The sequence below is a fragment of the uncultured Thiodictyon sp. genome (assembly GCF_903828115.1).
Taxonomy (GTDB): Bacteria; Pseudomonadota; Gammaproteobacteria; order Chromatiales; family Chromatiaceae; genus Thiodictyon.
In genome coordinates, this window is sequence record NZ_CAIKKU010000595.1 from 1 (window position 1) to 11,002 (window position 11,002).

Sequence of the window (11,002 nt, forward strand, 5' to 3'; positions counted from 1 at the left end):
ATACTTCAGGTAGGTCTCAACCGACGCGATGACGATACGGGCTTCGACGGCGAGCAACTCGATACCGACGAGCGAAACCTTCAACCACGCATCGATCACGATGCCCTTGTCCAGGATGCGGTCAACGACTTCGGCCAGGCTGGAGGAATCGGTGGAGTTGGCGACTTTTGCCATTTTCTTTACCTCTGAACGTCAGAAAAAAATGCACATGATGTGCGCTGGAAGCGAACCCACCGGGCCTGGGTGACAGCGCGAATCCTTTCGCCCACTTCGCCGGGAATCACCTTAAGCCGCGTCATTGGAGTTAGCGGTTCAGGGGTTCCCGGTATTGCGTCCTGCCGACTCGGTCGCTTGATTAGTAATAAGCATCCGGCGTGCCAGAAGTGATTGCTGCTGGTCGCCATGGTGAGGTGCCTAAAAAACAATCGGTTACAGTTCGGCCCGTGGCTCTTCCGCCAGACTGTCGAAGGGTTCCGTGCCCGTTTGCTATGGAATCCATTCCATACCTCTGGCGCTGGACCCCTAGTGGACGGGGGTGGGCGGGAGTGGGGGCCTTGCCGATTCCATGGCGCGCCCGCTGGCCTTGATCATCAGTCCGGCCACCCTGCGGCACTGGAGGTCGCTGGTCCGCACAGCGGACCCTACCGGCGCGGGGCCGCAGGGTCCGCTGTGCGGACCAGACCCGGCTGTTGGCTGATGGGCCGGGATTGCGATGAAGGCCCGCCCGCCGACCCGGGTCGCGATATCCTCGACCGACACCACCGCCCGCGGCTGGCCGACGAGCGCCGCGTGCGCCTGGGTGTCGGGCGCGGCGGGACCTGATATCCTCTAGCGCACCACCACAGGCCCAGGCCCCGGGGCCCGCCAGCCCGCCGACGGCCGCTGGATCGCGCTAAACAACCCTGCTCGCGCGTTCATTATGCGTGCACTTGCGCCTGAACTATCTTGGGGGGCGGTTCCATGTCCATGGTCCTGATCGTCTTTATCGTGGTCTATCTGGGCATGATGCTCGGCCACCTGCCGTGGCTCAAGGTGGACCGCGCATCCATCGCCTTGGGCGGTGCCGTCGCCCTCTTGGCCGCCTCCAGGTTGACCGAGACCGAGGCCCTGGCCAGCATCGACTTCAGTACCATCGGTATGCTCTTCGGGCTCATGCTGATCTCGATCCAATTCGAGATGGCTGGCCTCTATGCCTCGCTGTCGGCCGCCGTCGCTCGGGTCCGGACGCCGCCGCCGGTCCTGCTCGCCCTGCTCATTGCGCTCGCGGGTGTCATGTCCGCCTTTCTCACCAACGACGTGGTCGCGGTTGCCATGACCCCGGTGGTGCTCGCCATCAGTCTGAGTCGCGGCATGAATCCGGTGCCATTTCTCCTGGCCATCGCCTTTGCGACCAATGCCGGTTCGGTGGCGACCATCATCGGCAGCCCCCAGAACATGCTGATCGGCGAGCAACTGCACCTCTCGTTCGCGGGCTTCATGGCCTACACCGCGGTGCCCGCCCTGCTGTCATTGGCCGTCGTCTGGCTCGCCCTGATGTTCTTCTACCGCGACCGCTGGCGGCTCGAACGGCCAGCCGCGTCGCTCGGCGCCCCCCCCGCGGGGACCCCGGAGGCGCCCCAATTCGACCGTTGGGAGACCGTCAAAGGCGTACTGGTCCTGGGTCTCGTCCTCTATGCCTTCATCTTCACCGACTGGAACCGGGGCCTGGTGGCGACCAGTGCCGGGGCCTTCATGCTGTTCAACGCCCGCTTCATGTCGCGCAGCATGCTGCACCGGATGGACTGGGGCCTGCTGATCCTCTTCGTCGGGCTCTTTATCGTCAACGGCGCCTTCCAGGATACGGGGATGCCCCAGCAATTGGTCGCGGACCTGAAAACGGCCGGTTTCGACCTCCAGCACAGTGACGTACTCTTTGCCGCGAGCGCCATCCTGAGCGACATCACCTCGAATGTACCCACCGTCATGCTGCTCCTGCCCTATGCCAGTGACCCCGCGGCCGGGCCCCTGATGGCACTGGCCAGCGGGCTGTCCAGCAATCTCATCGTCATCGGCAGCCTCGCCAATATCATCGTGGTCGATGCGGCCAATGCCAGGGGGCTCAATATCTCATTTTGGGAGTTCGCCAAGGTCGGGGTGCCGGTCGCTTTGACGACACTGGTGATTGCCTGGGTCTGGGTCAGATATGTTATGTAAGCGCGGTCTGGAATGATAAGGTCCCGAACCGGACGCCGGGACTGCCTGTGTTAATCGTCCGGCTTGTCCTTCAGGAGGCGCTTGAGCCGCTCGATCTCGGCGAGTGCTGCGGCTTCGCGTTGCAGCGCGGCCTCTTTTTTCGCACGTTCCAGATCTGCCGTCGCCTGCAGTTCCTCCAGTCGGCGTTGAGTGCTGCGCTGGCTATTCGAGCATCCCTGCCGACACCCGCGCTAAGTCCTAACCCGGCGCCCTCAATCCTTCTTGCGTTTGCCGCCCCCCTTCTCCTCGCCGACCGCCGAGTGGTACTCACGCCGGATTTGTTCCAGGTCGACGGTTGGCTTGGGATATTGCAGGTCCATCGCCTCCAAAGTCTCGGCGACGATGTTGGCGACGGCCAGGTTGCGGAACCATTTGTGGTCGCAGGGGATGGTGAACCAGGGGGCCTGCGCGGTGGAGGTCCGTTCCAGGGCCTCGTCGAAGGCGTCCAGGTAGTCGGCGAAGAATTCGCGCTCCTTATAATCGCCGTCGCTGATCTTCCATTGCCGATGGGGGTCGTCCAGCCGCTCGGCGAAGCGCTTGAGTTGTTCTTCTTTCGACACGACCAGGCAGAACTTGAGGATGGTCGTGCCGTTTTCGACCTGGAGCAGGCGCTCCCACTCATTGATCAGGTCGTAGCGCCGCTCCCAGACCTTGCGCGGGACCAGTTGATGGACCCGGGTGACGAGTACGTCCTCATAATGCGAGCGGTTGAACACCGCCACCTCGCCCTTGGCCGGGGCGTGCGGGTGAATGCGCCACAGGAAGTCGTGCGCCGCCTCCGCGGCGGTGGGCGCCTTGAACCCCTGGACCTTGCACCCCTGGGGGTCCATGCCGCCGATGACGTGCCAGCAGACCCCGTCCTTGCCGGCGGCGTCCAGGCCCTGCAGCACGATCAGGAGCGAGTGCTGGTTGTCGCCATACATCTTGCGCTGGAGTTCGCCGAGCCGGGTCTTGGCCGCGGCCAGTTCCTCGTCCGCATTCTGCTCGGCCGCGCCTTTGCCGTGAAAGGCCGGATCAAAGTCCCTGAGCCGGACCCGGCTTCCCGGCGCGACGATCAGTTTCTTGGTGTAGTTCACGATGCCTGTCTCCCGATGATCGGCCGACGCGGCCGCCCTCTGTGATGTCACTCTGGGCTAGCCCTAGCCCGCCTCGACCTCGGCAAGCGCGGACTTGAGCGCCTGCATGACGAGGCTGCGTGCCTCCTGTTCATCGACGTCGGGCACGTCCCACTCCATGATGCGGACATACTTCTTCAGCATGTGCTGGAAGTCCTCAACGATCTCGCGGTGATAGCGCGCGATCTCGATTTTCTCACTGGTGTCGCTGTCGCTCATGGGTATGATCCTCTTGGTGTGGCTAACGGTCATGAGGGGTTGGCCGTCACCCCGGAACATGAAAGTTCCTTGTGGGAGCGGCCTCCGGCCGCGAGGCGGCGCCGCGGCGAACGCCGATGCCGCGCTCCGCACGCGGCCCGTCGCGGCTGAAGCCGCTCCCGCAGCGCCGCGGTTGCTGCGCGCGTAAGTCGCAGGATACCCAAAATGGGCCTTTGCGACGACCCCGGGTGCCGGTGGCCAGCGGGGCCGCGCGCGTTGACTCGCGCTGCGCAGCCCACCTAGACTGGGCTGGTCATGGTCTGCAACCGGTCTGGATGGTCCCGCCGGCATCCGACAAGAACCCGGCGACCGCCCGCCAGACGAATCAATCCTCATCTTGGAGCCAATCGATGCCGCTCTATGCCCTCGACAGTGTTGCACCCTCGCTTCCGGCCCCGGACCGGTACTGGATCGCCCCCGACGCCCAGGTGATCGGCAAGGTGACACTGCACGAGGATGCCTCCCTGTGGTTCGGCGTCGTGGCGCGCGGCGACAATGAGGACATCCTGGTGGGTGCCGGCTCTAACGTCCAGGACGGGACCGTCCTGCACACGGACCCCGGCTTTGCAATCACCATCGGGGCCGGCTGCACCATCGGTCACCGCGCGATCCTGCACGGCTGCACCATCGGCGAGGACTGTCTGATCGGCATGGGTGCGATCCTGCTGAACGGCGCTACCCTCGGCCGCCATTGTCTGGTCGGCGCCCAGGCCCTGGTGACGGCAGGCCAGACCTTTCCCGCCGGTTCGCTTATCTTCGGCAGCCCGGCGCGGCGCGTGCGGGGGCTCGATGAAACGGAGATCGCGGGAATCAAAAAGACCGCCGCGCACTATGTCGCAAACTGGCGACGATTTGCCCGGTCGTTGACCCCGCTCTAGTGCCGCGGGCCTTGATCATCGTTGCCGGCCGCGAGCGGTCCGTCCGCAACCGGAGGTCGAGGCTTTAGCCGGTGGCGGTTGCCGGCATATCCAAGAGAAATCAGTGGGGCCCGCACGCCGGACCGGCTAAAGCCTCGACTTCCAGTGGCCGCAACGGCGCTCAAGGCCCCGCTGCGCGGCGACGTCATGCCCTGCCCAGGACGTCGGCACCCGGCCGTCGGGGGACCGGTCGCCGGCCTAACGCCCCGGCCGATGCCGTGCGAGGAAGGTGTCATGCTCTTCCTGGTCCTGAATTCGCTTCAATTCCTGCAGCGTATAGCAACCATCGCCGATGGCGAAGCGGTCCACATGTTCACTCTGGTGCAGTGCCCGCGCGAGATCAAAAAGTTTGCGCATGATCGCCTGGGGCTCCTGTTGTTCATTGATGAGACCTTCCATGGTCCCGGTCAGGTCCAGTATCGCTTCACCCGGCATCGCTCGCTCCCCTGGATTTCTTTCGTTGTGTGATCGGATCGTCGCCGATCCAGCGTCTTGGGCGGCAGGCTCAGGGCCACTTGCCGACCGCCGGGCGTGCCCGTCGCGGCGCCGGGGTACGTAGATCGCCCCGTTACGCCCTCGCGCCGACGCGCGATCGAGCCCGGACCGACCAGGCTACCAGGCCGTATCTCGCAGTCGGCCGGATGGACAGAATACCGTAGGTCGGCAGCCGACCCCAGTTCTTCTTCGGGGTCGGGCGCCGCCACCTGCCTTGGCGGGCGCCAAGGCGGGCCGGCTCAGCCTAAGTCCGGCAGTCACTCACGCGGCTTGGGCGGCCCAAAATGGGTATTTTGCGCCTGGTCACTGAGGGCCTGTGCACCTTAACTCGAGTTTGGCCATTTTTGCAGTTGGGCGACGGCCCCGCGCGTGTCGCCGCGGTGGTGGCGAAGCGTGCGCTGAGCGGGGGTTGCGGCGGCCGATCGTCGCGGCCCGCCGGCACCCGCCAGTGGCCGCGGCGCGCGAGGACAGGCAGGGGAAGGCAGGCGGGCCACCAATAGTGTATGTTCCGAAGTCGACCAAGACACCGGACGTACCCCCTGATGCCCCACCTGCCAGCCTCGATTGTACCGACTTTGCTGCCCTTTGCGCCGCTGTTCACCGCGCCGACCTGGCGCCATGTGCAGGTCTTGTTGACCGGCACGCTGCTGGCCCAAGGCCCGCGCACGGTGGCCGCGGCCCTGCGGGTCATGGGGCTGGCGCACGCGCCGCGGTTTGAGCGTTACCACCGGGTCCTGAGTCGGGGGCGCTGGTCGGGGGTGCAGGGGTCGCAGATCCTGCTGGGGCTGCTGATTGTGCTGCTGCCGCCCGGCTGGCCGATCCTGGTGGTGGTGGACGAGACCCTGGAGCGGCGCAAAGGCGCGCAGATTGCCGCCAAGGGCATGTACCGGGATGCGGTGCGCTCGAGCAAGCGTCGCGTGGTGACCTGTCTGGGCCTGCAATGGGTCTGCATGGCCTTGCTCGTGCCCTTGCCCTGGAGTCGGCGACCCTGGGCGTTGCCGTTCCTGACCTTGCTGGCGCCCTCGCAACGGGCCAACGTCGCGGCGGGGAAGGCGCACCGGACCGTCATCGACTGGACCGTCGTCATGGTGCGGCTGGTGGCGCGCGGGCTGACGCGCCGCCGCTGGGTCTTGATCGGCGACGGCAGCTATTCCTGTGTGCGCCTGGGCTGGGAGTGCCTCAGCGCCCAGGCGGCCTTGATCTCACGCCTGCGCCTGGATGCGCGCCTGTTCGCGCCGCCGTCGCCGGTGCCGCCGGGACGGCGCGGCCCCAAGCCGCAGAAGGGCCCACCGCTAGCCAAGCTGGCCACCCGCCTGGAGGAGGCGCGCACGCACGGCACCGCGACCACGGTTCAGTGGTATCGCGGCGAAACCAAGACCCTGCGTCTGCTCAGCGGGGTCTGTCTCTGGCATACCCCGGGGTGGCCGCCCCTGCCGATCCGCTGGGTGCTGGTCGTCGATCCGGCCGCGCCACTCGCCGCCGAGGCGTTTTTCACCACCGACCTGACCATGCTGCCGGTGCGCGTGATCGAGTGGTTCGTCTTGCGCTGGTCGATTGAGGTCACCTTCGCGGAGGTCCGTCGTCACCTGGGGGTCGAGACCCAACGCCAGTGGGCCGCCAAGGCCATCGCCCGCACCACGCCGGCGTTGCTGGCGCTGTTTTCCATCGTCTGCCTGATGGTGCATCGGCTGCGTGACCACTGGGCGTCCTTGCCGCGCTCCACCGCCTGGTACCTCAAGCCACAGGCGACCTTTTCCGATTGCCTGGCGCTGGTGCGCCGCACCATCTGGGCCGAGGGGAATTACGTCAACTCGCTTGCGGATCAGGATCAGGTGGTAATTCCCCGCCCAGCTTGGGAGCGCGTGCTCGCGCAACTGGCCGCGACCGCCTGAGCGGCGGCGCGCGGCGGGCCGCGCCGCCGCGCCGGGGCCGCGCAGCGGGCCTGACGGGTGGGCTCCGTGGTCCCCCAGGGTCCGCCGTGCGGACTCTGGCCCCGTGATTGCCGGTCGCGGCTGGCACGGTGATCGGGCGCGCCTAAAATGGCCAAAGTCGAGCTTAAGTTCAGTCTCCTGCCCGTCTGCCCGCGGGTCACGTGGCCAGTGCAAGGCGACGCAGGGGTCGGCCTGCTTGTGCCGGCCGCATCCAAAGAGGATTATTGCGGCGACGGACCTGCGCCACCTCCTCTGGGCCGGCAGCCGACGCTACGGGCACCAATCCGATCATCCGATCGGCCCGTCCGAACCCTCCAGGCCCGGCGGCGATGCATCACTCGACCTGAGCGTGTGCAGGCGCAAGCGCAGTCCGCCGCACTGGGTCGATCTGCTGCGGCACCACCATCGCTTTGGGGTGCCGATCGAGGTTGGGCGGCGGCTGCGAAGCGCCTCCCTTTGTTGCGTACCGAGGTTATTCTGGAGTCGACCACCATGTCCGAATTTGCACTTTCCCCGCTGCCCGCCGAAGAGGTCGCCCTGTTCGGCGACTTGAAAAGAAACTGGGGCTGGCTGCTCGCCTTTGGCATCCTGTCCACGGTCCTTGGGACCATCGGGCTGGGCTGGACCGCGAGCGAGGGCCTGACCCTGATTACGGTGCTGTTCTTCGGCTGGCTGCTGATCGTCGGCGGCGCCTTCCAGTTGGTCGATGCCTTCTCGGCGGTATCATAATCGCCCATTGGCCGGTGTCGGGGCTCTGGGTGATCGGGCTCTTCGTGGCCATCGAGCTGCTCCTGAACGGCTGGGCGTCCATTTTCGTCGCGCTTGCCGCGCGCCGCGCGGCGAAGGCGGACCTTGCGGGTGCCGCCCGGGGAACCGCGGCGACCTGATCCGTGACCGGCCCGGCGACGGGCCGGTAACTCACCCAACCGGCGGGACCGACAGCCCGGGCCCGCTGGTGCCGATCGGAGCGAGCCATGATCCGCCGACTTGCGTTACTCCTGATAGCGGCCCTCATGGGCGCTCCCGCACCGGCCGCGCCGGGACCCAAGCCCCCGCCCGTCCCCGTGGCGGACCAGGCGGCGGCCATCGACTATGATCGTGATGTCCAGCCGATCTTCAATCGTCGCTGCATCGCCTGCCATGGCTGTCTGGGCTCCCCCTGCAACCTGAAGCTGGACAGCTTCGCCGGCGTGCAGCGCGGCGGTTTCGCCCTCAACCCCTACGCCAGCCACCTCAGTGCCTATCCGCGCACCGACATGGACGCGGCCGCGACCCTCGAAGAGTGGCGCAAGATCGGTTTCTACCCGGTACTGGCCCAGGACGGCGCCGCCCGGGAGAATCTCGACGGGTCGCTCATGTACCGGATGCTGGCCGCGGGCAGTGCCAATAATCGGCCGGGGTTCTCGCGCGAGGCCCTGACCCCGGTCTACGCCAAGCGTTATGCCTATGCCTGCCCCGCCACCCCCGCCGCGCTCGCGGCCCAACTGACGCAGAACCCGGCCCGGGGGATGCCTTTCGGGCTGCCCGCCATCGATCCCCAGGATTTCGACACCCTGACGCGCTGGATCGGCGCGGGCGCCCCGGGCCCGACCCCGCAGGCGCAGCAGGCCGCCGCCCGGGTCACCCAGCCGGAGGCCGTGGTGCGCTGGGAGACCTTCTTCAACGACCCGGACCCGCGCCGGCAACTCGTCTCGCGCTACATCTTCGAGCATGTCTACCTGGCCAGCCTGGTCCTCGAGGAGGAGCCCGAGGCGCACTTCCGACTGGTGCGCTCCGCCACCCCGCCGGGGGAACCGGTGGCGATCATCGGTACCGGTCTGCCCTATGACGACCCCTATGCCTATGCCGGGGTGAAGCGCTTCTGGTATCGCCTCCACAAGGAAATCGGGGCGCCGATGCAGAAGAACCTCTTCCTGTGGCGTCTCAAGCGCGCCGACATCGCCTACTTGACCCACCTCTTCCTGGGTCCGGACGGACCCGGTGCGCACTGGGACGCCCAGGCCCCGCTCGACCCGCCCTGGGGAATCGGCAATCCCTTCAGCGTCTTTCGTGCCATCCCGGCGTCGGCGCGCGCCCGTTTCCTGCTGGAGCACGCGCAGACGGTCTCCTCCGGCGTGATCTATGGTCCGGTCTGCCTGGGCCAGACCGCCACCTACGCGGTCAAGGATCACTTCTGGGTCTTCTTCCTCGACCCCAAGGCCGATGTCTCGGTGCAGGACCCGGCGCTCGGGCTCGCCACCTGGAACACCTTTATGGACCGCTCGATCTTCGGCAACGCCGACTATGTGGATGCCTATGGCAAGGCCTTGGCCAAGCTGCGGCCCCAGGGCTGGTCGGTCGACGCCGTCTGGAACGGCGGCGGCACGGACCGCAATGCCTGGCTCACCGTGATGCGCCACGGCACCAACGTCTCCGTGGTCCCGGGGGCCCAGGGCGGCACCCCACGCAGCTATTGGTTGATGAGCTACAGCGGTTTGGAGCGGATGTACTACGACACCGTCGCCGGGTTCAAATTCTGGGGCGGCGATCTGGGCAAGCTCGAGACCCTGCTCTTCTTCAACTACCTGCGCCAGGAATTCGAGGACAACTTCCTGCTGCTCCTGCCCCCGGCCGACCGGCGGGCGGTCCGCGACACCTGGACCCAGGGCATCGGTTCACTCGCACTGGACCTGATCCCCTTCGCCGGGGCGGACCAACCGAGCGAGGTCAAGACCGATCCCGCACGGCCACTGACCGCGCTGGTCGCGCAGATCGCACGGCACTTGGGCCCCACCATCGCGGGTCCCCCGGACCGGCTCAATCCTGACCTCAAGCCCGTGGTCGATCTCAAGGCCCCGATCGCAACCTACGATGACTGGGAGCGGGCGATCTCCACCCTCACCGTCATCGCGGGCCAACCCTTCACCCGCTACCTGCCGAGCGTCATCCTGCTGCGGCTCAACCGGGGGCATGAATCGCGCGTCTATTCACTGGTCGTCAACCGCGTCTATGCCTCGCAATACGCCCTGATCTTCCAGGACGGGGAGGCCATGCCGGCCCGCTATTCGCTCAGCGTCTACCCGACGGTCATCAACGGCTTCCCCAATCTGTTCATCGAACTGGACCTGGAGCAGGCGGCGCCCTTTCTCAGCGCACTGCGCGGCGTCGCGAGCCCGGCCGCTTGGGATGCGTTCGCGGGGCACTACGGCATTCTGCGCAACAGCGCCCGGTTGTGGCCCTTCTACGACTGGATCACCGAGTGGAATTTCAAACAGCGCAAGGCTGAGGCCGGGTATCTGGACCTGAGCTATTACGACGTACCTGAGTGAACGCAAAAAAGGCCAGGCTCGAATATATTTCGGGACGGCAAGGCCGAAAGTAGCTTGAGCATTACCCTGTTGCCTTGGTGAATTGTCAGGCCCTTTTCAGGATTCACAATTGAGCCTGGCACCTTTTGCCATTGAGCCTGCCACCTTTTGCCCCTCCTTGCCCTAGATCTCAGATGCGAGCGGTGTATCAGCGGCATGTTGGACCCGACCGCGGAACCCGGCGGTTACGGGTTCAAGGCTGCACCCTGACCAAGGGCCGCAGTGTCTCCAGGCGCTTCTTACCGATACCAGGTACCCGCAGGACATCATCGACGGTTTGGTAAGGGCGCGCCGTGATGATGGCGTTTGCGGTGGCCTCGCCAACGCCGGGGATCTGCATCAGCGTGTCCCGCGGGGCGGTGTTGAGATCCACCGGTTGCGCGGGCGGCACCTTGGTGGTGGCGATGGCGGTATCCTGTTCGTCCGCGCGCTGCTCATCACGCTCCTTGGGCAGTGCCGACCAGTCCGTATGGGCCCAGGCACCAAGGCCGGTCTTGGCGGCGACCAATTCCGCATCGCGCAATTCCTCCCGGTAGCCGTCCAATGCCACGCCGCCTGGGCTGGCGCAGGGCAATCGCATCAAGAATCTCTAATATTAGCCGTTCCCGATTTAGCCCGGCCTTAGGTCAGTTCTCCGCACCTGTACGCCAGGGGTGTGCCCTTTTCAGAGGCATTTTCCCCAACTTGTCGGGCCAATCACATAAGAA

General features: G+C 66.1%; 12 protein-coding genes. 7 read left to right on the plus strand and 5 right to left on the minus strand.

The window, feature by feature from the left end:
* Nucleotides 1-174 (minus strand): gas vesicle protein GvpJ (gene gvpJ, locus QZY48_RS22445; protein ID WP_295435331.1); only part of this gene is annotated, 174 nt, incomplete at its 3' end.
* Nucleotides 175-669: 495 nt separating this feature from the next.
* On the opposite strand from gvpJ, the gene QZY48_RS22450 reads away from it, so the two are divergent.
* Together QZY48_RS22450 and QZY48_RS22455 are read left to right on the plus strand one after the other, a co-directional pair.
* Nucleotides 670-822, plus strand: coding sequence for a hypothetical protein (locus tag QZY48_RS22450; RefSeq protein ID WP_295435318.1), 153 nt, complete (start codon nucleotides 670-672; stop codon nucleotides 820-822).
* Between the two features lie 138 nt (nucleotides 823-960).
* Nucleotides 961-2,193, plus strand: coding sequence for an SLC13 family permease (locus QZY48_RS22455; protein WP_295435320.1), 1,233 nt, complete (start codon nucleotides 961-963; stop codon nucleotides 2,191-2,193).
* Between the two features lie 251 nt (nucleotides 2,194-2,444).
* Here QZY48_RS22455 and QZY48_RS22460 read toward each other — a convergent pair whose 3' ends face one another.
* The gene (locus tag QZY48_RS22460; protein WP_295435321.1) at nucleotides 2,445-3,308 is read right to left on the minus strand and encodes a polyphosphate kinase 2 family protein; all 864 of its coding nucleotides are present in this window, start codon (nucleotides 3,306-3,308) and stop codon (nucleotides 2,445-2,447) included.
* Nucleotides 3,309-3,371: 63 nt separating this feature from the next.
* Nucleotides 3,372-3,566 (minus strand): hypothetical protein, encoded by a 195-nt coding sequence (locus QZY48_RS22465; protein ID WP_295435322.1) that lies wholly within the window; start codon nucleotides 3,564-3,566, stop codon nucleotides 3,372-3,374.
* Nucleotides 3,567-3,955: 389 nt separating this feature from the next.
* Between QZY48_RS22465 and QZY48_RS22470 the strand changes: the two genes are divergently transcribed.
* A complete protein-coding gene (locus tag QZY48_RS22470; RefSeq protein ID WP_295435323.1) occupies nucleotides 3,956-4,483 on the plus strand; it encodes a gamma carbonic anhydrase family protein in 528 nt (175 codons plus the stop codon).
* A 237-nt stretch (nucleotides 4,484-4,720) separates the two neighbouring features.
* Here QZY48_RS22470 and QZY48_RS22475 read toward each other — a convergent pair whose 3' ends face one another.
* Nucleotides 4,721-4,957 (minus strand): hypothetical protein, encoded by a 237-nt coding sequence (locus tag QZY48_RS22475; RefSeq protein WP_295435325.1) that lies wholly within the window; start codon nucleotides 4,955-4,957, stop codon nucleotides 4,721-4,723.
* 602 nt (nucleotides 4,958-5,559) lie between these two features.
* Between QZY48_RS22475 and QZY48_RS22480 the strand changes: the two genes are divergently transcribed.
* From QZY48_RS22480 to QZY48_RS22490, 4 genes are all read left to right on the plus strand, one after another.
* Nucleotides 5,560-6,909 carry a transposase gene (locus QZY48_RS22480; protein WP_295435326.1) on the plus strand — a complete coding sequence of 450 codons (1,350 nt, stop codon included), beginning with the start codon at nucleotides 5,560-5,562 and terminating at the stop codon, nucleotides 6,907-6,909.
* 531 nt (nucleotides 6,910-7,440) lie between these two features.
* Complete coding sequence (locus tag QZY48_RS34955) at nucleotides 7,441-7,677, plus strand: hypothetical protein (RefSeq protein ID WP_366929751.1); 237 nt, start codon at nucleotides 7,441-7,443, stop codon at nucleotides 7,675-7,677.
* Between the two features lie 29 nt (nucleotides 7,678-7,706).
* Nucleotides 7,707-7,835, plus strand: a complete 129-nt coding sequence (locus QZY48_RS34960) for a hypothetical protein (RefSeq protein WP_366929752.1) — start codon at nucleotides 7,707-7,709, stop codon at nucleotides 7,833-7,835.
* Nucleotides 7,836-7,922: 87 nt separating this feature from the next.
* Nucleotides 7,923-10,256 carry a fatty acid cis/trans isomerase gene (locus QZY48_RS22490; RefSeq protein WP_295435328.1) on the plus strand — a complete coding sequence of 778 codons (2,334 nt, stop codon included), beginning with the start codon at nucleotides 7,923-7,925 and terminating at the stop codon, nucleotides 10,254-10,256.
* Nucleotides 10,257-10,488: 232 nt separating this feature from the next.
* On the opposite strand, the gene QZY48_RS22495 is transcribed toward QZY48_RS22490, so the two are convergent.
* On the minus strand, nucleotides 10,489-10,875 hold the full coding sequence (locus QZY48_RS22495) for a helix-hairpin-helix domain-containing protein (RefSeq protein ID WP_295435329.1): 387 nt from the start codon (nucleotides 10,873-10,875) through the stop codon (nucleotides 10,489-10,491).
* Nucleotides 10,876-11,002: the final 127 nt, after the last annotated feature.

Bases quoted from the DNA above. Each gene is read 5' to 3' on its own strand.
- QZY48_RS22470 (WP_295435323.1), top strand. From the start codon at position 3,956: ATGCCGCTCTATGCCCTCGACAGTGTTGCACCCTCGCTTCCGGCCCCG.
- QZY48_RS34955 (WP_366929751.1), top strand. From the start codon at position 7,441: ATGTCCGAATTTGCACTTTCCCCGCTGCCCGCCGAAGAGGTCGCCCTG.
- QZY48_RS22465 (WP_295435322.1), bottom strand. From the start codon at position 3,566: ATGAGCGACAGCGACACCAGTGAGAAAATCGAGATCGCGCGCTATCAC.
- QZY48_RS22495 (WP_295435329.1), bottom strand. From the start codon at position 10,875: ATGCGATTGCCCTGCGCCAGCCCAGGCGGCGTGGCATTGGACGGCTAC.
- QZY48_RS22480 (WP_295435326.1), top strand. From the start codon at position 5,560: ATGCCCCACCTGCCAGCCTCGATTGTACCGACTTTGCTGCCCTTTGCG.
- QZY48_RS22475 (WP_295435325.1), bottom strand. From the start codon at position 4,957: ATGCCGGGTGAAGCGATACTGGACCTGACCGGGACCATGGAAGGTCTC.
- QZY48_RS22490 (WP_295435328.1), top strand. From the start codon at position 7,923: ATGATCCGCCGACTTGCGTTACTCCTGATAGCGGCCCTCATGGGCGCT.
- QZY48_RS22455 (WP_295435320.1), top strand. From the start codon at position 961: ATGTCCATGGTCCTGATCGTCTTTATCGTGGTCTATCTGGGCATGATG.